Source organism: Oceanobacillus sp. FSL K6-0251 (genome assembly GCF_038004725.1).
Classification (GTDB): domain Bacteria; phylum Bacillota; class Bacilli; order Bacillales; family Amphibacillaceae; genus Oceanobacillus; species Oceanobacillus oncorhynchi.
Genome location: NZ_JBBORS010000001.1, coordinates 3,485,824 through 3,509,152 on the forward strand (window position 1 = coordinate 3,485,824; position 23,329 = coordinate 3,509,152).

The 23,329-nt window shown below is 40.4% G+C and carries 24 protein-coding genes and 1 riboswitch; of the genes, 5 read left to right on the plus strand and 19 right to left on the minus strand.

The features are described 5' to 3' along the window. Window positions 1–54 precede the first annotated feature (54 nt). The 14 genes from sufB to MKY45_RS17400 form a co-directional block, all read right to left on the minus strand. Window positions 55–1,452 (minus strand): Fe-S cluster assembly protein SufB, encoded by a 1,398-nt coding sequence (gene sufB / locus MKY45_RS17335; RefSeq protein WP_193063583.1) that lies wholly within the window; start codon window positions 1,450–1,452, stop codon window positions 55–57. Between the two features lie 38 nt (window positions 1,453–1,490). Further along, the gene (gene sufU, locus MKY45_RS17340) at window positions 1,491–1,919 is read right to left on the minus strand and encodes a Fe-S cluster assembly sulfur transfer protein SufU (protein WP_042530566.1); all 429 of its coding nucleotides are present in this window, start codon (window positions 1,917–1,919) and stop codon (window positions 1,491–1,493) included. Beyond that, window positions 1,906–3,129, minus strand: a complete 1,224-nt coding sequence (locus tag MKY45_RS17345) for a cysteine desulfurase (RefSeq protein ID WP_212928770.1) — start codon at window positions 3,127–3,129, stop codon at window positions 1,906–1,908. Before MKY45_RS17345 ends, sufU begins: the two co-directional genes overlap by 14 nt. After that, window positions 3,129–4,439: a Fe-S cluster assembly protein SufD gene (gene sufD / locus MKY45_RS17350; protein ID WP_341173149.1), complete on the minus strand. Its 1,311-nt coding sequence runs from the start codon at window positions 4,437–4,439 to the stop codon at window positions 3,129–3,131. The genes MKY45_RS17345 and sufD overlap by 1 nt, the downstream gene beginning before the upstream one ends. 17 nt (window positions 4,440–4,456) lie before the next feature. Further along, complete coding sequence (sufC, locus tag MKY45_RS17355; protein ID WP_042530560.1) at window positions 4,457–5,245, minus strand: Fe-S cluster assembly ATPase SufC; 789 nt, start codon at window positions 5,243–5,245, stop codon at window positions 4,457–4,459. Window positions 5,246–5,457: 212 nt separating this feature from the next. Next, complete coding sequence (locus MKY45_RS17360) at window positions 5,458–5,610, minus strand: hypothetical protein (RefSeq protein ID WP_175297017.1); 153 nt, start codon at window positions 5,608–5,610, stop codon at window positions 5,458–5,460. Between the two features lie 197 nt (window positions 5,611–5,807). Next, window positions 5,808–6,665: a MetQ/NlpA family ABC transporter substrate-binding protein gene (locus MKY45_RS17365; RefSeq protein ID WP_341173150.1), complete on the minus strand. Its 858-nt coding sequence runs from the start codon at window positions 6,663–6,665 to the stop codon at window positions 5,808–5,810. Between the two features lie 62 nt (window positions 6,666–6,727). After that, window positions 6,728–7,396 carry a methionine ABC transporter permease gene (locus MKY45_RS17370; RefSeq protein ID WP_042530557.1) on the minus strand — a complete coding sequence of 223 codons (669 nt, stop codon included), beginning with the start codon at window positions 7,394–7,396 and terminating at the stop codon, window positions 6,728–6,730. Then, on the minus strand, window positions 7,389–8,411 hold the full coding sequence (locus tag MKY45_RS17375) for a methionine ABC transporter ATP-binding protein (RefSeq protein ID WP_193063577.1): 1,023 nt from the start codon (window positions 8,409–8,411) through the stop codon (window positions 7,389–7,391). Before MKY45_RS17375 ends, MKY45_RS17370 begins: the two co-directional genes overlap by 8 nt. Before the next feature lie 128 nt (window positions 8,412–8,539). Further along, a riboswitch (SAM riboswitch) is annotated at window positions 8,540–8,639 on the minus strand. A gap of 140 nt (window positions 8,640–8,779) precedes the next feature. Continuing rightward, entirely contained in the window at window positions 8,780–9,100 is a 321-nt protein-coding gene (locus MKY45_RS17380; RefSeq protein ID WP_374705738.1) for a thioredoxin family protein, read from the minus strand. 144 nt (window positions 9,101–9,244) lie between these two features. After that, complete coding sequence (locus MKY45_RS17385; RefSeq protein ID WP_042530551.1) at window positions 9,245–9,610, minus strand: toprim domain-containing protein; 366 nt, start codon at window positions 9,608–9,610, stop codon at window positions 9,245–9,247. Window positions 9,611–9,824: 214 nt separating this feature from the next. Beyond that, window positions 9,825–10,205: a glycine cleavage system protein GcvH gene (gene gcvH, locus MKY45_RS17390; protein WP_042530549.1), complete on the minus strand. Its 381-nt coding sequence runs from the start codon at window positions 10,203–10,205 to the stop codon at window positions 9,825–9,827. A 66-nt stretch (window positions 10,206–10,271) separates the two neighbouring features. Continuing rightward, on the minus strand, window positions 10,272–10,628 hold the full coding sequence (locus tag MKY45_RS17395; RefSeq protein WP_193063575.1) for an arsenate reductase family protein: 357 nt from the start codon (window positions 10,626–10,628) through the stop codon (window positions 10,272–10,274). Window positions 10,629–10,647: 19 nt separating this feature from the next. Continuing rightward, window positions 10,648–11,121 carry a DinB family protein gene (locus MKY45_RS17400; protein WP_042530544.1) on the minus strand — a complete coding sequence of 158 codons (474 nt, stop codon included), beginning with the start codon at window positions 11,119–11,121 and terminating at the stop codon, window positions 10,648–10,650. A 225-nt stretch (window positions 11,122–11,346) separates the two neighbouring features. Between MKY45_RS17400 and MKY45_RS17405 the strand changes: the two genes are divergently transcribed. Then, on the plus strand, window positions 11,347–12,147 hold the full coding sequence (locus MKY45_RS17405) for an ion transporter (protein WP_193063574.1): 801 nt from the start codon (window positions 11,347–11,349) through the stop codon (window positions 12,145–12,147). 59 nt (window positions 12,148–12,206) lie between these two features. On the opposite strand, the gene MKY45_RS17410 is transcribed toward MKY45_RS17405, so the two are convergent. The 3 genes from MKY45_RS17410 to MKY45_RS17420 are packed head-to-tail and all read right to left on the minus strand — an operon-like array spanning window position 12,207 to window position 17,610. After that, window positions 12,207–13,991: an acyl-CoA dehydrogenase family protein gene (locus tag MKY45_RS17410; RefSeq protein ID WP_341173151.1), complete on the minus strand. Its 1,785-nt coding sequence runs from the start codon at window positions 13,989–13,991 to the stop codon at window positions 12,207–12,209. Between the two features lie 24 nt (window positions 13,992–14,015). Further along, window positions 14,016–15,191 (minus strand): acetyl-CoA C-acetyltransferase, encoded by a 1,176-nt coding sequence (locus tag MKY45_RS17415; RefSeq protein ID WP_193063571.1) that lies wholly within the window; start codon window positions 15,189–15,191, stop codon window positions 14,016–14,018. Between the two features lie 25 nt (window positions 15,192–15,216). Beyond that, window positions 15,217–17,610, minus strand: a complete 2,394-nt coding sequence (locus MKY45_RS17420; RefSeq protein WP_193063569.1) for a 3-hydroxyacyl-CoA dehydrogenase/enoyl-CoA hydratase family protein — start codon at window positions 17,608–17,610, stop codon at window positions 15,217–15,219. A 469-nt stretch (window positions 17,611–18,079) separates the two neighbouring features. On the opposite strand from MKY45_RS17420, the gene MKY45_RS17425 reads away from it, so the two are divergent. The 4 genes from MKY45_RS17425 (at window position 18,080) to MKY45_RS17440 (ending at window position 20,743) form a co-directional block, all read left to right on the plus strand. Beyond that, window positions 18,080–18,829, plus strand: coding sequence for a metal ABC transporter ATP-binding protein (locus MKY45_RS17425; protein ID WP_042530535.1), 750 nt, complete (start codon window positions 18,080–18,082; stop codon window positions 18,827–18,829). Window positions 18,830–18,849: 20 nt separating this feature from the next. Next, a complete protein-coding gene (locus MKY45_RS17430; protein ID WP_193063567.1) occupies window positions 18,850–19,674 on the plus strand; it encodes a metal ABC transporter permease in 825 nt (274 codons plus the stop codon). 15 nt (window positions 19,675–19,689) lie between these two features. Further along, window positions 19,690–20,103, plus strand: coding sequence for a Fur family transcriptional regulator (locus MKY45_RS17435; RefSeq protein ID WP_042530531.1), 414 nt, complete (start codon window positions 19,690–19,692; stop codon window positions 20,101–20,103). Window positions 20,104–20,278: 175 nt separating this feature from the next. Continuing rightward, window positions 20,279–20,743: an SH3 domain-containing protein gene (locus MKY45_RS17440; RefSeq protein ID WP_193063565.1), complete on the plus strand. Its 465-nt coding sequence runs from the start codon at window positions 20,279–20,281 to the stop codon at window positions 20,741–20,743. Window positions 20,744–20,915: 172 nt separating this feature from the next. On the opposite strand, the gene MKY45_RS17445 is transcribed toward MKY45_RS17440, so the two are convergent. Together MKY45_RS17445 and MKY45_RS17450 are read right to left on the minus strand one after the other, a co-directional pair. Further along, window positions 20,916–21,722 (minus strand): VLRF1 family aeRF1-type release factor, encoded by an 807-nt coding sequence (locus MKY45_RS17445; protein WP_042530528.1) that lies wholly within the window; start codon window positions 21,720–21,722, stop codon window positions 20,916–20,918. A gap of 182 nt (window positions 21,723–21,904) precedes the next feature. Continuing rightward, window positions 21,905–23,212, minus strand: a complete 1,308-nt coding sequence (locus MKY45_RS17450; RefSeq protein ID WP_175297016.1) for a hemolysin family protein — start codon at window positions 23,210–23,212, stop codon at window positions 21,905–21,907. Window positions 23,213–23,329: the final 117 nt, after the last annotated feature.

Consider the following 23,329-nt stretch of genomic DNA (forward strand, 5'->3'; position numbering starts at 1 on the left):
AAAAAAAGTGACTTCCGCAGAAGCCACTTTTTTTATTCAATCTTTTTAGCATACTTAACCGATAGAACCTTCCATTTCGAAGCTGATCAATCGATTCATCTCAACCGCATATTCCATTGGAAGTTCTTTTGTAAATGGTTCAATGAAGCCCATAACGATCATTTCTGTTGCTTCTTCCTCTGATAAGCCGCGGCTCATTAGATAGAAGAGCTGTTCCTCAGATACTTTCGAAACTTTTGCTTCGTGCTCTAAGGAAATGTTGTCGTTTAGAATTTCATTGTACGGAATCGTATCTGAAGTAGACTCGTTATCCATAATCAGCGTATCACACTCAATATTGGAACGAGCTCCGTCTGCTTTACGTCCAAAGTGTACCAGTCCGCGGTAAGATACTTTTCCGCCTTGTTTAGAGATAGACTTCGAAACAATGGTAGAAGACGTATTTGGAGCCAAGTGATGCATTTTCGCACCAGCATCCTGTAATTGTCCTTTTCCAGCTAAAGCGATAGAAAGCGTATTTCCGCGTGCGCCTTCTCCTTTGAGCAGGATAGCAGGATATTTCATCGTTAACTTCGAACCAATGTTTCCGTCAATCCATTCCATGGTTGCATTCGCATCACAGGTCGCACGTTTCGTAACCAGATTATAAACGTTATTTGCCCAGTTTTGAATCGTTGTATAACGGCAGTAGGCATCCTTTTTAACAATAATCTCAACAACAGCACTGTGAAGCGAGTTCGTTGTATAAACAGGTGCTGTACAGCCTTCGACATAGTGTACAGATGCGCCTTCGTCTACAATAATCAGCGTACGTTCAAACTGTCCCATATTTTCAGAGTTAATACGGAAGTAAGCTTGTAATGGCGTTGTTGCTTCCACGCCTTTTGGCACATAGATAAATGAGCCGCCGGACCAAACTGCCGAGTTTAATGCAGAAAACTTATTGTCTGAGTAAGGAATAACCTTACCAAAATATTCTTTAAACAGCTCTTCATTTTCTTTAAGTGCTGTATCTGTGTCCTTAAAGACGATGCCAAGCTCTTGAAGATCTTCTTTCAAGCTGTGGTAAACAACTTCTGATTCATACTGTGCAGATACACCGGCAAGATATTTTTGTTCTGCCTCCGGGATACCTAATTTATCAAACGTCTGCTTGATTTCATCAGGCACTTCATCCCATGTTCTGCCTTGTTTCTCAGAAGGTTTTACATAATAAACAATCTCATCGAAGTCTAAACCTGTAAGGTCTCCGCCCCATTGCGGCATTGGACGGCTATAGAAATGCTCCAGTGCCTTCAAGCGATAATCCAGCATCCACTGCGGCTCTTCCTTCATTTTCGAAATTTCTTTAACAATATTTGGCGTTAATCCTTTTTCTGTACGGAAAATAGATACGTCTTTATCGTGAAATCCATATTTATACTCTTCCATTTCCGGCATATTTTTTGCCATTGTTAATAACCTCCCTCTGACAGATTAAAAGCTCTGTCTTATTCGTTGTGTACACCCTTTTCCATGGCTTTCCAAGCGAGTGTTGCACATTTGATCCGTGCAGGAAATTTGGAAACTCCCTGAAGTGCTTCAATATCTCCCATCTCCTCTGAATCGACGTCATGTCCTAACATCATTTCAGAGAAGGCTTCTGACATTTTCAATGCTGCTTCCACTTCCATTCCCTTGATTGCCTGTGTCATCATCGATGCGGATGCCATACTGATCGAACAGCCTTCTCCCTGGAATTTCGCGTCCTTTACAATGCCATCTTGTACATCTAATTGTAATTGAATACGATCCCCGCAGGTCGGATTGTTCATATCTACTGTCACAGATTCTTTCTCCAGGGTTCCTTTGTTACGCGGATTTTTATAATGATCCATAATAACTTGTCTATAAAGTGTATCGAGGTTATTCAAAGCCATTCCCAAAATACTCCTTTGTCTTTAACAGCCCAGCTACTAAAAGGTCAATATCCTCTTTGGTATTATAAAGATAGAAACTCGCTCTGGCTGTTGCTGTTACATCCAGCCATTTCATCAAAGGCTGAGCACAATGATGTCCGGCACGAACAGCGATTCCTTCTGCATCAAGCACGGTTGCTGTATCATGCGGATGTACATCATCCAGATTAAACGTAACCAGCCCGGCTCGTTTCTCCGGTCCATAGAGCTGAATACCATCGATGGTGCGCATCTGTTCCAGTGCGTAGGCTGCCAGCTCTGTTTCATGAGCTAGTATTTCATCTTGACCGACTTCTTGAAGAAAGTCGATTGCTGCTGCAAGTCCAATTGCTCCTGCAATGATAGGTGTACCGCCTTCGAATTTCCAAGGCAGCTCCTTCCATGTAGAATCGTATAGATTTACAAAATCAATCATCTCTCCGCCAAATTCAATCGGCTCCATGTTTTCTAAAAGCTCCTGCTTCCCATAAAGAACGCCAATGCCGGTCGGCCCGCACATCTTATGCCCTGAGAAAGCATAGAAATCGCAATCGATATCCTGCACATCCACGTTGATATGTGGAGCACCCTGTGCGCCATCCACAACCATCACAGCTTGATGCTGGTGTGCAATTTCGGCTATTTCTTTTATTGGGTTAATCGTTCCAAGAACATTGGAAACATGTGTTATCGCAACGATTTTTGTTTTTTCATTCACTATATTCTTTACATCGTCTAATAAAATCGAGCCGTCTTCCTGTAATGGCAGATATACCAGACGGGCTCCAGTTACTTTAGCAACCTGCTGCCACGGTATCAAATTACTATGATGCTCCATTGGCGTAATCACTATTTCATCATCCGGGCCGACGTTATCTCTGGCATAGCTTGATGCTACCAAGTTGAGTCCCGCGGTGGTACCCCGGTTAAAGATAATTTCTTTCGTGCTTCCCGCATTGATAAACTCCCGGACCTTTTCGCGTGCTCCTTCGTATTGATCGGTTGCTCTTGACCCGAGGGTATGGACCCCGCGATGAACGTTGGAATTATTTTGCTTATAATAATCATTCACCGCTTCAATCACCTGAATCGGCTTTTGCGACGTCGCAGAAGAATCCAAATATACTAAGGGGTGTCCATTTACTTCCTGTTGAAGGATTGGAAATTGTTCTTTAATGGCCTTGATATCCATTAATAAACTTTCCTTTCAATCACTTGTGTTAATTGCTTACGTACTGACTCAATTGGAATTTGAGCTACCACAGGAGCCAAGAAACCATGAATAACCAGGCGTTCTGCTTCTTCACGCTCTAACCCTCTGCTCATAAGATAATACATTTGCAGCGGATCCACACGGCCTACAGAAGCAGCGTGACCTGCTGTTACGTCATCCTCATCAATAAGAAGAATTGGATTGGCATCTCCACGGGATTTTTCACTCAGCATCAATACACGGGACTCCTGCTCAGAGTTCGATTTTGTGCCGCCATGTTCAATTTTACCGATAGCATTGAAAATCGTAGAGGCAGAACCCTTCATCACACCGCGCTGTAAAATATACGCATCGGTTTCTTTTCCGAATTGGCGAATGCTTGACGTGAAGTTCTGTGTCTGCTTTCCGCGTCCGACAGATACTGCTTTTGCTTCGGAAGCTGAATTATCCTCCATAAGGTAGGTAATGTTTTCAGAAACCGTATTTCCATCGTTCATTTGTCCAAGTGCCCAGTCAATTCTTGCATCACGTTTAGCAACACCGCGACGGTTCACATACGTAGTTGTGCCGGCAGCAAAGTTATCTACTGCACCGTAAGCAACCTGTGCGTTATCATGCGCAAATACTTCCGTTACAAGGTTCGCAACGTTTTCTTCTGTATCATTATGAGAAATATAGTTTTCTACATAGGTTAATGAGCTGCCTTCTTCTGCTACAACAAGCACGTGATTCAATAATGCGCTGCTGTTATCTTCCTGCCAGAAGATTGCTTGAAGCGGTTCTTCCACCTGTACATTTTTAGGAACATATACAAATACGCCGCCGTTCATCAGTGCTGCATGAAGCGCTGTTAAACGGTTCTGATCAACAGCAACTGCATCATTCATATAATATTTTTCAACCAGCTCGCTGTGCTCTCTGACTGCTGTAAAAATATCTGTGAAAATAACCCCTTTATCCTGAAGCTTCTGCGCAAGGCTGTTATATGCAGCTGTCTGATTACGCTGAATATATAGATTCTCCATGCTGGCATCTTCATCGAAGTATTCTTTTAATTCTTCAGGCAGTTCATCAAGAGAAGCGATTTTTGCCGCTTCTTTATAGGAATGCTGGAAATCTGTAAAATTCCAGTTTGAAATCTTTGTTTTATCTGGTTTTGGCATTTCTAGCGAATCAGCCATTTCCAAAGCTTTGGAACGAAGCGTAGCCATCCAGCCGAGTTCATTTCGTTCTTTGGAAAATGCCTGGATATATTCTTGATTGAATGAAAGCTTTGTTTCTACAGTCATGATTATCCCTCCTTACATTACGCGTTTTGTTCTGCAGTTTCTTCGTCTTCGATTCCTAATTCTTCTTTAATCCACTCGTAACCTTCTGCTTCAAGACGTTTTGCTAACTCTGGTCCGCCAGACTTCACAACGCGTCCCTGCATCATTACGTGTACGAAATCAGGTGTAATATAGTTTAATAGACGTTGATAGTGAGTAATAATCAAGCAGCCAAAATTATCCGAACGCATTTGGTTGATTCCTTTTGATACTACTTTTAATGCGTCGATATCCAGCCCTGAATCAATTTCATCAAGGATAGCAATGTTTGGCTCCAGCTGCATTAATTGCAGGATTTCGTTACGCTTTTTCTCCCCGCCGGAGAAACCTTCATTAAGGTAACGTGTTGCCATATTTTGATCAATATCAAGGTAATCTAAGTCCTTATCCAATTTTTTGATGAATTTCATCAATGGAATTTCATCGCCTTCTTCGCGTTTTGCATTAATCGCAGAACGTAAGAAGTCAGAAGTAGTTACACCGCTGATTTCACTTGGGTACTGCATTGCTAAAAACAGACCGGCACGGGCACGTTCGTCTACTTCCATCTCTAAAACATCTTCCCCGTCGAGGGTGATGGATCCTTCTGTTATTTCATATTTAGGGTGACCCATAATGGCAGATGCCAATGTGGATTTACCTGTACCATTCGGTCCCATGACAGCATGGAATTCTCCACCTTTAATGGTTAGGTCTACCCCTTTTAATATCTCCTTATCTTCAATAGATACGTGAAGATTCTTAACTTCTAATACTGAGCCTGACATAAATCATACCTCCAAAAACTGTATTTTAAATGAAATGAATATGATATCCATTCTCAATTTATTCTCATTACAATCTTAAAGCATTTCAAATTAATTCGCAACTGTTATCATTCGTCTTTAAAAAGCTTTTAACTATGCTTCTTTAGACACTTTTTTCATGATCTGTTCCCATTTAAAAAGCTGATGCCCCGTGACATCAGCTTTTGTTATTTTTATCTTAAATTACCAGAAACTGCTTCTGTAGAAAGTCTCTTCGCCTTCTGGTATTCCTGTTCTCTTTCTTTTTCCACTTTTAACTTTTTATTCAAGCTTCGGTCATATTCCTCGTAATTGACACCTCTTGATTGACCAATTCCTTTTTCCATTTCCGAAGTGTAGCTTAAACCATTTTCAGTGGTAATAATAAATCATCCTTTCGGTTTGTTTAACACATTCAATATGCTAACACAGGTATGATTCCCGCTCAAAATCGATTTAAACTTATATTTTCGGATAATTTATGAAAATCTTTCGCTATAGGTGGATATACTCTCACATTCTTAGTATTCTTCGGAAATGCTCTTTATTCTGCATCAGTTGGTGTTGGAATTACAGCACCATCATAGTTATCCGTAATAAAATCCTGTATTTCTTGAGATTGCAGTACCTCTACTAATGTATTTAATGCTTCGCTGTCTTTGTCTTCTGAACGTACAGCTATAACATTTACATAATCTGATTCATCGCCTTCAATGAAAAGCGCATCTTCAAGTGGATTTAATCCTGCTCCGATAGCAAAGTTGGTGTTAATAACCACTAATGAATCTTCTTCACTATTATAAATATCCGGTGTAATCTCAGGAGCAACGTCCGGGTGGAAGGATAAATCTTTCGGATTTTCCTCAATATCGTCTATTGTTGCAGCAACTTTATCCACATCTTCATTTAATGTAATTAATCCATTTGCTTCAAATAAAGATAAAATTCTCCCCTGATCTGATACAGAGTTACTTAATACTACCTCTGTTCCATCTGGAATATCATCAATACTTTCAATACCTTGAGAATAGACTCCCATTGGTTCTACATGAACCCCGCCAATAGATTCGATCTCATATCCGGCATCCTCTATCGTTTGGTCAAGAAACGGCTGATGCTGGAAGAAATTCGCATCCAGTGTTCCATTATCTAAATCATCATTTGGTAAAACATAGTCCTCATACTGTTCAATTTCTAATGTAATTCCTTCTTCTTCTAATAATGGTGCAGCTTCTTCTAAAATTTCAGCATGCGGGATACTGGAAGCACCAACTGTAATTTCAGTCGGCTCGTCCCCTTCACTGCCTGTACCTTCTTCATTATTGGAAGAATCATCATTTCCTCCGCATGCTGCTAAGAATAAAATCAAACTTACAGCTGCTAAAAACCAAAGCTTTTTCATGTTGAACGCCCCTTTTTTATTTTTTATTATGTGAATCAAGAAATTCTTGAATAGCACCTTTCTTAACGCTTGTCTATCTTTCTGGTTATAGCATCCCCAATAAATTGGAAGATAAATACGATAATCACAATGATGACTGTGCTGACAAATACAACATCCCAGCTTTTCCGCTGAAATCCGAAATAGTAGGCATGGTTTCCTAATCCGCCTGCTCCAATCGCTCCTGCCATCGCAGTATAACCGATTAAAGCAATCGCTGTAACCGTCAGCCCCGATACAAGTGCAGGCTTGGACTCTGGAAGCAGCACCTTAAAAATAATCGTACTTGCTTTAGCTCCCATTGCTTTGGCAGCTTCTACAACCCCTTTATCTACTTCCTTCAATGCAATCTCCACTAATCTTGCATAGAATGGAGCAGACCCGAGGATTAAAGCCGGTAAAGCAGCATTAGGTCCACGCAGTGTCCCCACTACAAAATCGGTGAAAGGAAATAACAGCAGGATCAATATAATAAACGGAACAGCACGAAATACATTGACAAATGTTGCAACAACAAAATTAATCAATCGATTTTCCCAAAAGTTCCCTTTCGACGTTAAAAATAACAGCAGCCCTAAAAGTAAGCCAATAATGGCTGTGCCGACTAAAGCTATAATGGTCATGTAAAGTGTTTCTTGAGAAGCTTCTACTAAATCTTCTATCGTAACGTTTGGAAATAATTCCTCAAGCATGCTGAATTACCTCCAATTCAATAACATCCTGTTCCTCCAGGTACTGCATTGCCTCTTTCAGCTGATTTCCAATCAGCTGAACAATCAATGTCCCATAGCTCCCGACCTGTGTCTGGGTGATTTTCCCCTGCAAAATATTAACATGGATATCAAAATTCTTCACAAGCTGGCTGATTACGGTCTGATTTGCACTTTCTCCTAAAAACTGAATCCGTAATAACGCGCCCTCTTGATATCTTTCCTTCAACTCTGTCATGTCTTCCTCTTCCTCATCCGGACCAGTCAGCTGTTCAACAAACTTCTGCGTTACCGGCTGCTTTGGTCTGGTAAATACATCGAGAACCGTTCCTTCTTCTACCACTTTCCCTTGTTCCATCACAGCAACCCGATTACAAATTTTGCGGATAACATGCATTTCATGGGTAATCAAAATAATGGTTAGACCCAGCTTTTCATTAATATCCTGCAATAAACGCAGGATTTGATTCGTTGTTTCCGGATCAAGTGCGGAGGTCGCTTCATCACAAAGCAGGACTTTCGGTGAATTCGCCAATGCTCTTGCAATTCCGACCCGCTGCTTTTGTCCGCCGCTTAACTGTGCCGGATAGGCATTTTCCTTTCCTGCCAAGCCTACTAATTCAATCAATTCCAGCACCCGCTTTTTCCGGTCGCTTTTCTCCACACCGGAAATCTCAAGCGGAAATTCTATATTTTCAGCGACTGTCCGGGACCAGAGCAGATTAAAATGCTGGAATATCATTCCAATATCCTGCCTGGCGATACGCAAATCCTTTTTCGATAAGGAGGTAATAACCTGATCACCGATTTTTATCGTACCTGTCGTCGGTTCTTCCAGCCTGTTAATCAAGCGGACAAAAGTACTTTTCCCTGCCCCGCTGTATCCGATGACGCCATAGATATCTCCATCTGCTACGTTAAGATTTAAATTATCAACAGCGACAATATCTTTTTTTTCTAAAGAGAATATTTTCTTCAATCCTTCAATGGATATCACTTTATTTCACTCCTATATGTGTACAAACCTATTTTATTGTGTACGATTTACTTTTCTCTTCATTGAAAAAGCGTCTTTCTGCAAGAGAACAGAAAGACGCTTTATTATACACAATATCGTCCATTGCTCCCTTATCTTTACAGTTTCCTGCAGGAATTGGCACCTTTTCAATGATTGAAGGTTGCCGCGGTTTCAATGGGCCAGTCCCTCCACCGCTCTTGATAAGAGTTTGCCTATTTTTAAATGAAGTGCCATTATAGTAGCATGCCATTTGTGCCTTGTCAATCACAATCCCTAGCCATTCACTCAGGTTTCTGTGGAATCTGCTGCTTCTCGTATATTGAACCGTCCTCTTGTACAGAAAAAACTTAGTTGTTTATTGCTGTGAATAATTCCGGTTTGTATTTCATCAAATACTGATAAATATTTGCTGTCGATTGAAACGTGTACACTTTCTCAATCATTTTACCGTTTTCCATAAATGCAAGACATGGCACGCTTTCGACTTGATGAGACTGCATAAAATCAGGGTGCATGGACGCGTTCATCTCCGTAAATATATCAGTTTTATGCAGTCTTTCTATTTTTTCAAGCATAGCGCGGGCTACCGTACATGTCCCGCAAAATGGTGTATAAATATATAGTATGAATCGTTGATGATTCTTTTCTTCTCCACTAAACTGTTTCAAGTTCATTCCCCTCAATCTTTTTCTTCCCATAAAATAATATATGCTGAGTGAAAGGATTACACTGATTGCGTATAAAACGACTTCGCATCTTTCCTTATTTATTTCCTCGGCGAATAGAATCCATTCTTATTTTAACGTTTTACGTTACCATTTTGCAAGGTAATTGAGATTGATTCCAATGCGTTTTCCTGCCAGAATACTTGCCAACATTCTTTTTGGGGTGGCGGCAACCTCACGAAATTCACTGCTTACATAAATATGCTCTGCGTGCGGCAGTTCCCTGGCTAGCTGTTTTCGGAGTTTCATTCCCGAATCATCCTCGTCCACCAGAATAAATACATCTGTATCGTCCAAATGATAATATTCCAACAGCTCTTCAAATTTTTCTACACCGATGGTTCCATTTGTACAAACAATGGTGATGGTATTGTCGTCAAGAATTTTTTCTAGATGCTTTTTATCAGATAACCCTTCAACGATTATGACTTTGTTGTAATCATCTTCCATCATCGTTTTGCACTCCTTATCGAAGTGATTAGGTAAACATCTTTTTTAACCTAATCCTATCCTATGCTTTTTCTATATTATATGAAAAGAAAAGAGCTAACTATACACGAATGTGGAAAAGTCAGCTCTTTTTCACCTATTTTTAGAGCCTTTTTTGAAAATTCAGGAGCAGCGCCTGTATTTTCTCTTTCTCTAAAATAGGTGTAATGTAATTTTATTATCCTTCGATAAATTCCTGGTATGCTTTCGAATCTAATAATTCCTCTAAATCTGCTTCATTCTCAAGTTCAATAACAATCATCCATGCTTTTTCATGCGGTGATTCATTCACAAGCTCTGGGCTGTCTTCCAGTTCTTCATTTACTTCTACCACTTTTCCGCTGACTGGAGCATACAGCTCGGATACCGTTTTAACAGATTCCACACTTCCAAATGGCTCTTCCAGCTCTAAAGAATCGCCGACTTCCGGTAATTCTACGAAAACAATATCGCCAAGCTCATCCTGTGCAAAGTCTGTAATTCCTATACGAACTTTTCCATCTTCTTTTTTTACCCATTCATGTTCTTTTGAATATAAATAATCATTTGGCAAGCTCATTTCGTATCCCTCCAACAAAACTTTATTCTCTTCAACTATACATGGAAGTCAGTTACATTTCTAGCACTATTTCCAGACAGATTCATAGGTTTCTTCTTTAAATCCGACAGTTACTTTCTTGCCGTCGGTTAAGACCGGTCTTTTGATGAGCATACCATCAGAAGCTAAAATCTCCGCCATTTCCTGCGGCGATAAATCATTTATTCTTTCTTTCAAATTTAATTCCCGATATTTTTTACCGCTGGTATTAAAGAATTTTTTAGGCGGCAGGTCGCTTGTTTCCATCCAAGACAGCAGTTCATTCGCACTTGGAGGCTCTTCAGCAATCGGAATCGCCTTATAATCAATTTGGTTTGCATCCAGCCATTTTTTTGCATTTCGACAGGTGCCGCATTTCGAATACCAATAAAAAGATAATGTCATTATTCTTCCTCCGCTTCTTCTATTGATCCTCTTTCGTTGGTCCCATAACGCCGGGCACCTCTAGGCCAGCCTGTCTAAGCAGCACAGTCATCTGACCGCGATGATGGATTTGATGACTGACCAGCATACGTAAAATACTTCCTTTCGGAGCAGGTCCGCCGAAATCACCTACTTCATTTACTAATGCTTCATCCGTCAGCTGCTCTTTTGCTTTCTCTGCAACGCTAGTTGAGATATCCTCATATGCTTCCAGTATGTCACTTGCTTTTGTTGGAACGGCGTCTGGATCATAAGAAGAGTCTAAATCAATTCCGACCAGGCTCATAAAGAAAACAGGACTATTCACCAAATGCCAGCCCAGCCAGCCAAGGCTGTTATGTCCTTCTACTATTGACTGATTTAATTTGTCATCCTCTAAAGCTTTTAATACAGATTTTGTACCATCAGCAGACTGTGACCATTCTGTTAAAAAATCATTTAAATTTCGATACATGCTAGTCCCTCCTAAGATAATGTTTCTTTTTTATTAGCGTACCACGAAACTTCTGCTTTAATCCAATATATTGAATCCATATCTGCTGGCCGTAAATGTAATCAGAAGTGACAAAATAAAAAAGTATTCGTACAATAATAGTTGTGGAAAAAAGAGGTCTTTTAAATTGTAATTCAAATTATTTTACATATCGGATGAACACTTAATAGAGAGAGGATATTTATTATGATAAAAAATTCTTTTCAAGCAAAATGTGCTGCGATTGCAGAAAACAAAATATTTACGAACACGATTATCGGATTAATTATCTTTAATGCTATTATTGTAGGCTTTGAAACGTACCCTGCTATTTCCAATCAATTCCCTTCTATCATTTATTGGCTGGATACTTTATTATTAGCTGTATTTACAATTGAAATTATTATTAGATTAATAGGAAGCTCTTCTCTTACAGCTTTTTTTAAGAGCCCGTGGAATGTGTTCGATTTCATCATTATATCGGCCAGTTTCGTATTCCTCGGCTCAAGTTACATCATGGTATTACGTATCCTGAGAGTTCTTCGTGTATTAAGAGCGATATCGATTATTCCGTCCTTAAGAAAAATGGTTAATGCGTTACTGCTGACGATACCTTCGATGGGAACAATCATGATTCTTTTAGGGCTGTTCTTCTATGTCTATGCCGTTATTGGTACCACTCTTTTTGCATCCATTTCTCCTGAATACTTCGGTTCTTTGCATCGAACCCTGCTCACCTTATTTCAGGTAATTACATTAGAGTCATGGGCAAGTGGTGTGATGTACCCTATTTTAGAACAAGATCCTTCCTCCTGGTGGTATTTTGTAACCTTTATTTTAATTGGCGCATTCGTTATTATTAATTTATTTGTCGGGGTTGTTGTCAATAATGTGGAAGAAGCAAGCCGGGAAGAGACACCATCGCCAACTGATTTAAAGTTGGAAGAAATGGAAAAAGAGCTGAAAGAAATTAAAGCTTTATTAAAAGAAAAATCCACGAGGGATTAGAACACGGGAGCTGTCATCAAATGCATCCTATGCATTTTGCGACAGCTCCTTTGTGTTAGTTAAACAATATATTTTTCTTCCTCAATAATCTTCGCAGCAATGTCACGTTTCTTCTTAACTACATTGATTGGTGTATGCCTTGTCAGCTTACGTAAAGAAGATAGCATGACGCGCAGTGAATCCCCTTCTTCCGCAGTAATCAGAATTTCTTTTGCTGCTGCTTCCATTCTGTTAAATGCTTCCTGTACATACACTTCCGTATATAGTAATTTCAGCTGTGCTTTTTCTGAACCGGCATTGGAAATGGCTTTTTCCGTACGAAGGATAGCAGATTCCATATTAAATACCTCTGCTGTCATGTCTGCTAATTTAACAAGGATTTCCTGCTCCCGGTCTAATTTTTTGCCGTATTTCTGTGCTGCCAATCCAGCTCCGAGCAAGATGAGCTTTTTCGCGTTCCTCAATAAATATTTTTCCTGCTCTAAGGCTTCTGTGCCGACTTCCTCCGGCATCATCATCATTAATTCTTCCTGCAGTCCCTGTGCCTTTTCCAATAATGGCAGCTCACCTTTCATTGCTTTTTTCAGCAATGTTCCCGGCACAAGCAGGCGATTGATTTCATTCGTTCCTTCAAAAATACGGTTAATACGGGAATCGCGATAAATTCTTTCTACTTCGTATTCCTGCATAAATCCGTATCCGCCATGGAGCTGAACGGCTTCGTCCACTGCATAATCCAACAATTCAGAAACCATGTATTTTGCCATCGAGCATTCAATTTGATACTCCGCGATTGCCCTGGCAACCTCACGTCCATCCTGCAGCTGCTCTTCAGATAATGCGCCCATCCGCTGTTCAAATAATCCGACAATCCGGTAAACGGCACTTTCATTGGCATACAGTTTGGAAGCAATCGTTGCTAATTTTTCCTGAGTCAGCGAAAAGCTTGAAATCGGTGTTTGGAACTGCTTGCGCTCACTTGCATATTTTACAGCTAATTCCAGAGTACGCTTCGATGCTCCGATACCGCCGACAGCCAATTTATAGCGGCCGACATTCAAAATATTAAAAGCAATCACGTGTCCGCGGCCTTTTTCACCAAGCAGATTTTCTACTGGAACCTCGGCATCCTCTAAGACCAGTGTTCTTGTAGAAGAGCTCTTGATTCCCATTTTCTTTTCTTCCGGCCCTGTAGATACACCCGGATATTCTCTTTCCACAATAAAGGCGCTGAAATGCTCGCCGTCAATTTTAGCGTAGACGATAAAGACATCTGCAAAAGCAGAGTTGGTAATCCACTGCTTCTCGCCATTTAAAATATAATGCGTGCCGGCATCATTTAGTTTGGCTGTTGCTTTTGCACCAAGCGCATCAGAACCTGAACTTGGCTCAGTCAGTGCATACGCAGCAATTAACTCACCTGTGGCTAATTTAGGAAGATATTTTTCCTTCTGTGCATCGTTCCCAAAGAAGACGATTGGCAGCGAGCCGATTCCGACATGTGCGCCATGCGTAATAGAGAAACCGCCGGCGCGGGAGAACTTCTCTGCAATCAAGGAAGAACTGATTTTATCTAATGCGAGTCCTCCATATGCCTCCGGAACATCAGCACCTAATAAGCCTAATTCCCCGGCTTTTTTCAGCAAATCCACGGAATGCTCAAATTCTTGATTTTCCAGATTATCGATTTTAGGAACGACCTCTCCTAATACAAAATCCTCCGTTGTTTTCGCAATCATCTTGTGCTCATCGGTAAAATCTTCCGGTGTGATAATGTCTTCTGCCGCAATATCCTCTACTAAAAAACCGCCGCCTTTAAATAGTCTTTCTTTTGTTTCACTCATCGCAATTTCCCCTTTTCAAATAGATTATAGAAGTTCAAATACACCGGCTGCTCCCATCCCGCCGCCAATACACATCGTTACAATTCCGAATTGCTCGTTTCTCCGCTTCATTTCATGCATTAAACTGACTGTCAGCTTGGTTCCTGTACAGCCCAGCGGATGCCCTAATGCAATGGCACCGCCATTTACATTCACTTTAGCCGTATCTAGATCTAACGCCCGGATAACTCGAAGTGCCTGGGAAGCAAAAGCTTCATTTAATTCAAATAAACCGATATCCGATAATTCCAACCCTGCCATTTTCACTGCTTTCGGAATCGCCTCCACCGGTCCGACTCCCATGATTTCCGGTGCTACGCCAGCTACTGCAAAGGAGCGGAATTTTAAAATCGGTGTGAGTCCTTCCGCTTCTGCTTTCTCTTTATCCATCAATAAAACAGAGGCTGCTCCGTCACTCATTTGAGAAGCATTCCCGGCCGTGACACTGCCTTTTATATGGAAGGCTGGACGCAGGGAACGGAGTGTCTCTGCATTCGTTCCTGCCCGGACGCCCTCATCCATTTCAAAGGAAAATGATTTCTCTTCAATCTTATTGTTCTTCCCGACATAGCGCTCCTTCACCTCTACTGGAACGATCTCCTCTTGAAATAAACCGTCCTCTATGGCTTTAGCAGCACGTGCATGACTCTGTACTGCAAAAGCATCCTGATCGCTTCTTGAAATCTCGAAACGGTTGGCTACTTCTTCGGCAGTATGCCCCATGTTCATATAATATTCTGGTGCATGTTCCACCAAGGCCGGATTAGGCTTAATCACATGTCCGCCCATTGGGATCATCGACATCGATTCAGCCCCGCCAGCGATAATCGTATCTGCAGCGCCAACCATAATTCGTTCCGCACCGTAAGCAATCGTCTGTAATCCGGAAGCACAGTAACGATTTACTGTGATGCCCGGTACATCCTGGCTTAATCCGGCAAGTCCGGCAATATTCCGGGCCATATTCATTCCCTGCTCTGCTTCCGGCATCGCACAGCCAATAATCACATCATCGATCGAACCCTGATAATCGCCAGCTCGTTTTAACGTTTCTTTCACCGTAAGCGCTGCCAAATCATCTGGTCTGACATTCCGCAATGAACCTTTATTTGCTTTTCCTACTGGTGTTCTTGCACCAGCTACAATCACTGCTTCTTTCACGGATGTATCCTCCTTTGAACTTTCTTTAATTCCGTAATGGCTTTCCTTTCACAAGCATATGCTGCATCCTCTGCTGAGTCAGCGGTTCGGCAATAAGACTTAAGAAGGCCTCTCTTTCTAAATCCAGCATGACCTGTTCATCAATCTCCGTACCTTCTTTTATTCTTCCGCCAGATAAGACATAGGCCAGTTTTTCAGCAATTTTTAAATCATGCTCCGAAGCATAGCCGCTGTAATGCAGCGATTTAGCTCCCATGACCATGGCTGCATAGCCCGCCTCTCCGACAACTGGAATTTTCTCACGCGCAGGTTTCTCATATCCCTCATCGGCTAAAGCTAATACACGTTTTTTCGCATCATGGAGAACATGATCCGGATTCCTGCTGATACGGTCATTTTTATTGAGATAGCCATTCTCCATTGCTTCTCTTGCAGAAGTAGAAACTTTTGCTGTTGCTACTTTTTCAAATACATCATTCGCTACCTTGGTTAAATCAATATCTACACCTTCTGGGATATTACGAAGCTCTTTTAAATAAAGCTCTTTCGTTCCTCCCCCTCCAGGAATAAGACCGACACCAAATTCAACCAGCCCCATATATGTTTCCGGAGAAGCCTGAATCGCAGCAGCCGGCAAGGATACTTCTGCCCCTCCGCCTAATGTCATATTAAATGGAGCAGCCACCACAGGTTTATCAGCATATTTAATATTCATCGCCATGTTTTGAAATTGACGGACAACGAGATCTAATTCAAATATATTATCATCCTGTGCCTCCATCAGCATCATTGCTAAATTGGCGCCAACACAGAAATTCTTGCCCTGGTTTCCAATCACCAGCCCTCTGTAATTTTTATTTACTTCCTCAATGGATTCATTGACCATCTGGATAATATCAAGACCGATCGCATTACTTCTGGAATGAAATTCTAATAAAGCAACATCATCCCCGATATCGATTAGACTGGCGCCGGTATTTTTCTTGATGACACCTTTTTGCTCCTTGATTGCCGCTAAGGAGATTTCTTTCTTATTGACGTCCTTTTGTTTATAGGCATCTTCATGAAAGAAGTAAATAGCTCCATTTTCTTTTTTATAGAAGGTTTCGTCCCCTTCCTCCAGCATATCCAGCACCCAGCTTGGCACCGCTGTCTCTTCATCCTGTATTCGTTCCACTGCAGCCCTTACGCCAATTGCATCCCATATTTCAAATGGTCCTGACTCCCAGCCAAATCCCCATTTCATCGCATCATCAATGGAGACGACATCATCGGCAATCTCTCCGACTAAATCAGCAGAATATAATAATACCGGCTTGATAATAGACCAAATAAAATCGGAAGCTTTATCTCCCTTTTGATTAATAAGCGCTTTCATTTTTCTGTTTAATCCTTTTTCCTGCTTAGCTAATTCAACAGCAGCTGTTTTCAGCTTCTTTCTTTCCTGATACTCCAGCGTGCTTGGATTTATTTCTACAATGCTTTTATCCCTCTTCTTTTCATAGAATCCCTTCCCGCTTTTCGCACCAATCCATCCTTTTTCAATCATTTGCTTTAAAAAGTCCGGAACCGTAAAAATGGCTTTCTCTTTCGGGTCGGATACATGGTGGTAAACATTATTCGCAACATGGTAAAAGGTATCAATTCCAACGACATCCAGCGTCCGGAACGTAGCGCTTTTGGGTCTGCCAATAAGCGGGCCGGTAACCGAATCTACTTCACCGACACTTAATCCCTGCTTCTCCATTTCCTGGACAGTTACTAACAGTCCGTAAGTTCCAATCCGGTTTGCAATAAAGTTTGGCGTATCCTTCGCTTCGACAACACCCTTGCCTAATACATCCTCTCCAAATGTTTTCATGAAGGAAAGCACTTCTGCCTTCGTTTTTTCTGTCGGTATAACTTCTAACAGCTTTAAGTATCGCGGCGGATTAAAAAAGTGCGTCCCTAAAAAATGCTCCTGCATATCTTCTGAGGAATCTGCAATCATGGCGTCCACAGAAATCCCGGATGTATTAGAGGTAACCAGGCTACCTTCCCTGCGATGTGCATCCACCTTTTTAAACAGCTCTTTTTTCGCCTCTAAATTCTCAACAATCACCTCGACGATCCAATCTGCTTCAGATAATAATGCCAAATCATCCTCCAAATTGGCAATCCGAATCAAATCTAAGCTTTTTTTTGATGTAATCGGTGACGGCTTTTGTTTTAATAATTTCTTTTTACTCTCACTCACAAGCCGATTCCTGACCTGCCTGTCTTCTAAGGTAAAGCCCTGCTTCTTTTCCTTGTCTGTCAAGGAATCTGGTACTCTGTCAAACATTGTTACAGATATTCCCGCATTTGCTAAATGAGCGGCAATTCCAGAACCCATCACACCTGAACCTATTACTGCTGCATGTTTAATCGAATAAGTCATTTCACAATCCTCCAGCCTCTCTTGAATGAATGCTCATTCATTTTTAAGCCAAAAAATAAAGATATTGGCAAATCGCATATCTCACGTTACTTATACTATAACGGATTATTAATTTTTTGGCAATATATTTAGCAATTTTTTGTAAGGGGTTTCAAAGTGAAAGTTTATTATTTTCTTTTTCAAAATAAGGCCTACTCCTGAAAACTGCTGACATGCTCTTCCTTTCATACAGCTTTTATATAAAACCGTTATTCAAAATAAGCGTGAAAAGAATTCCATTGCTATTCCAGCAGTAATAATCGCAGCTAAACATAACGTGTTCCTTCTATATTAATATGCATTTTCATTCAGGTGTTTCTAAAAATCGTAATCGTTCCTATTTACAAACAGAAATCCTTACGATATCATAGGTAGAGTACGAACTTGAAAGTACGTTCCATTATTATTTTAAAATGAATGGGGGAATACGATGACAACACCAGTTGTGTCTATGTCAAATATTAACTTCCATTATGAATCTCGTAAAGTCTTAGATAATATAAACTTTGAAATCCCTCAAGGAGCTTTCATGGGATTAGTCGGACCGAATGGCGGCGGAAAAACAACATTGATCCGGCTCATTCTCGGCCTGGAAAGACCGGAAACGGGAGAAATAATGGTTTTCGGACAATCGATTCAAAAGCTTAAAAATAGAGATCGAATCGGCTTTGTCTCGCAAAAAGCAAATGCATTTAATAAAGGATTTCCTGCAACCGTATATGAAGTAGTTGCTTCCGGGCTTACTGCACAGCTTGGTTATTTAAAATTCTTAACCAAAAAAGATAAGCAAAAAATTCATGGAGCAATTGCCCAGGTTGGTATGACAGAGTATACCAAACAGAACATCGGGAATCTGTCAGGTGGTCAGCAGCAGCGCATCTTTATCGCACGCGCTCTGGTCAGCGACCCTGAGCTGATTATTTTGGACGAACCTACTGTAGGAATCGACTATGAAAATGTAAAAATTTTTTATGAGCTGCTTTATAAGCTTAATACAGAATTCAAGAAAACATTACTGCTGGTAACACATGATACAGGCACAATGACCCAATATGCGACAGATATTGTTTGTTTAAATAAAACACTGCATTTTCACGGAAATCCGGATGAATATGCATCACTTACAGAAGCAGACTTTTCTCAAATATATGGTCATCCAGTCAGCCTGGTTACGCATTAATTATCGTTGGAGGAAAGACAATGCTTTTGGATTTTTTAACTTACCCCTTTTTAAGATATACGTTTCTCACAGGTATCTTAATCGGTATCATCGCACCATTACTAGGAACTTTTATTGTTGTCAGAAGACAATCATTAATAGCAGATGCTTTATCGCACGTTACTTTAGCCGGAATTTCATTTGGGCTGATGACTGAGAAGGTATACGGCTGGATTATCTCACCGATATACAGCGGCATGTTTTTTTCCGTACTCGGCTCTATCTTTATTGAAAAGCTGCGTACCGTGTATAAAGCGTATCAGGAAATTTCCATTCCTATCATTTTGTCGGCCGGCGTCGGCTTGAGTGTTATCTTCATTTCCGTTGCAGACGGGTTTAATACGGATTTATTCAACTATCTATTCGGATCTGTATCTGCCGTAACGGTTAATGATTTTTACGTCATTTCTGGAGTCGCCGCCTTTGTACTTGTCATTATCTGGCTTTTCTTTAAAGAACTATTTACCATGTCCTTTGATGAAGAGCAAGCAACGATTGCCGGACTGCATGTCAAATGGATCAATATGCTGTTTATTGTATTAACAGCGCTTGTCATTGCTGCTTCCATTCGTATCGTCGGCGTGCTGCTGGTTTCCGCTTTGATGACACTCCCTGTTGCAGCAAGCATGCGAATCGCTAAAGGATTTAAACAAATGATATTCCTGTCAATTCTCTTTGGTGAAATTGCCGTGATATTTGGAATTATTTCAGGCTATTATTTAGATATTCCACCTGGCGGAACAATTGTCATGACGTCGTTAATTTTATTATTAATTGCTATAGGAATGAAAAAACTACGAAAGTAAACGGAGGTTTTTTCGATGAATCTTCAAGATGCCATCACTGTTTTAAAAGAAAAAGGATATAAAACTACCGGAAAACGGAAGGATATCTTAGAATTTTTTGCATCCGAGGATGGATATCGTCCTGCTAAGGATTTAATTGTCCATCTCGAAAAAAAATATGGGACAATCAGCTTCGATACCATTTATCGGAACCTGCACCTATATTATGATTTAGGGATATTAGAAAAAACAGATTTAGAAGGTGAAAAGCATTTCCGCCTAAGCTGCAGCCATCATCATCATCACCATTTTATCTGCAAGGATTGCGGTAAAACAAAAGAAATTGAAGTATGTCCAATGGATTCTGCTTCTGCGGAGCTGTCAAATTATGAAATTGAAGATCATAAATTTGAGATTTATGGCAAATGCCCGGAATGCCTTCACGCTTAACATGTTTCAATTAATATAAGAATAAAACATCAGAAAAAAAACTGCGGATTCGCTATTGTACGAGCAAACCCGCAGTTTTTCTCATGATTTACACATTTTTTTGGAAATTCTATTTCTTTATGTCGAAAAGTTATGTATACTACTTTTAGAACAATTATATTAGGAGCAGAGTAGTATGCGTAAAAGTAGTAAATTTCGATTATTGTTATTATTCATCGCAGGAATTATCTTTATTGTATTTGTTTTAGTGATGCAAAGACAATTTAACGATCCAGATTTCGACTTTCAAAATGAAGCATCTGAAGTAAACGAATTGGAAAATGATGAAGAAACGGAAAAAGCAGATGCAGCAGATGAGGATGCAGATACAGATGAGGAATCGGGGGATTCTGAATCGGAGGAGGAATCTGAAGAAACGGATGCGGACACTGGCGACTCCAATGAAGAGGAGTATGAGGTTACTGCAGAGGTATTAAATATCCGAAGCAGCCCCAACGCAGACAGTGAGGTTGTAGAAACGCTGGTTAACGGGGATATTGTCCAGCTTATCGGTGAAGAAGACGAGTATGAATGGGTTGAGATTTCTTATCAAGACGTCACTGGCTATGCAAATGCCGGATACCTGGAAGCTGTTGAGTGATTAAAAAGATTTTTTCTCTTGACTGAAATTATTAAATGGATTATCTAAGCTTCCTATCCTCATAAAAAAAACGAACTTAAATCTCCTTTTCATTTATGGAATGGATAGAGATTTAAGTTCGTTTTTTTATTTATAGAGAAGATAGTTTAAGAGATTTTGCATCATTATCTATTTAATCGAGTACAGTATCTAAAACCTTACTCTCCTCGTGATCCAGCATATTCTTTAAGATGACCTCTTCTACCTCTTTATTCATTTCTGTTTCCAGTGTTTTGGAAGCAGGTGCCTCGCCGACAATGAAAATACGTTTCCATTCTCTGTCTTTTGCCTGCTTATCCAGTTTAGGCGCAATACTTTTATACCATCGATATTGGTTCGCTTCATAGCGGTCATTGAATAGATCTTTTTGTACACTGCTTGCTCCAAGTCCCTGCTTCGCTCTGCCATGACGAGGGCCTTGTTTCATCTTCCATGTATCCTCCTCCACATCCAGTTCATATTCTGCTGTATCCTTTACCTGATTTAGATTGGTGTCCATCAGTTTGACCTGATTTTGCTGCACTAGAATAATTCCTGTTTTCGGATACTTTTCAGACAGTGTCTTTAATTGATCTAATACAGGTGTCTCCTGCCACTCAAATTCATTTTGCAGATGCATTTGTACACGCTCAGCAAACCAGACCTCGCCGTCAGCTGAAGCAATAATGATAACTCCGCGCATGAGATCTCTTTCTATTTCTCCCATAAAATCTTTCACACGCTGTTTTATTTGCCTAAAATTTTTGAGTTCTTCCTGATCATCTGCTTCTTTTAAATAATGCTCAAAATTATTCAAACCATTTTTCAGATGAATCTTCCACTCCCCGCTTTGCTGATCCGGGTCGCTTAAATCTGTATTTAGGTACATGGTAAATATCTTATTTGCTCCTGTTCCTCTCACATTCTCTAACTCTTTCACAATATCTTGAATATCCTTCATGATAAGCCTCCTCGAAAATCAGTATCTATTTAGTGTGTAACCAAAATAAAAGGAGTTTAAACTTTAATATCTGAATAAAGGATATGATAGAGTTATTTTAAGCTATAAAAAAGGAAAGAGCTTCATCACTCTTTCCTTCTTCACCATCAAACTTTATTGTTTCAACTTTTTTTATTTACGTTCTAATCTTGTTCCATTTCTTCTTCTGATAAGGTTTTAGTGATTCTCACTCTTTTAATCTGATACCCGTCTTTTTCAATCAGAGTAAATTCATACCCCTCAACCTCCATCACCGTTCCTACATCCGCTTCAAGGTTATGGGTGAAGAACCAGCCGCCGATGGTGTCCACTTCATCATCTTCCAAAGTAATACCCAGCTTTTGATTGATATCATCCAAGCTGACACGGCCTGCTACTAAATAAGTAGTATCATCAATCGTTTCAAAATCAGGTACTTCGTCTTCATCAAATTCATCCCGGATATCGCCAACGATTTCTTCCAGTATATCCTCAACCGTTACTAACCCGGCCGTACCGCCATATTCATCATTGACAATCGCCATATGGATGCGCTCCTTTTGCATTTTTAAAAGGAGATGACGAATTGGGGTAGCTTCGGATACATGAATAATTGGCCGAATATAATCTTCAATCGTCGCAGGTTCATCCTTGCTCAGCTTTCCAGTAAACACTTCTTTTAAATTTACCAGACCGATAATATTGTCCTTATCCTGATCAGCAACCGGGTACCGGGTAAACTGGCCTTGATGAATCGTTTCTAAGTTTTCTTCAAAACTGGCTTCTGTCGAGAAATAAATCATTTCTGTTCTCGGTGTCATAATTTCTCTGGCTACCCGTTCATCAAATTCAAATATATTGTTTACATACATCATTTCAGATTGATTGATTTCACCACTTTTATAGCTGTCAGCCAGAATTAAACGCAGCTCCTCTTCTGTATGTGTTTCCTCATGCCCGCTCATTGGCTGTAAGCCAACTGCTTTGGTTAATAATCGTGCGGATCCATTTAATAACCAGATAAACGGAAACAACAGGCGATAGAACCAGGTCAGCGGTCTGGCTACAGCCAATGTGACCTGTTCTGCTTTTTGAATTGCTAATGTTTTCGGCGCAAGCTCCCCGACAACCACGTGCAAGAACGTTGCAATCAGGAAGGAAATAAAAATGGAAAGGGTTGTAACAAGACCTGCTCCAAGATTAAATTCCTCCAAAAGGGGATGTAACATTCTCTCAAATGTCGGTTCGGCTAAGCGCCCAATTCCAAGTGCTGTAATTGTAATCCCCAATTGACAGGCAGATAAATACTCATCAAGATGGGTAATGACTTTCTTAGCTGAAGCAGCTGAACCTCTTCCCGCTGCAATATGAGGCTCCAGCTGAGTACTTCGAATTTTTACTATAGCAAATTCTGACATAACAAAAAAAGCAGTTAATGCGATTAAAATAGCAACCGCAAATAAATTAATCATGGTCGATATGTCCAATTAAGATCCTTGTGTAACATTACACAAGGATTTCACCTCCTGAAATTTTAAAAATTATTATAAGTTCATGTTCAAAAGTATCCAATTGTGTTTGAAAATCAA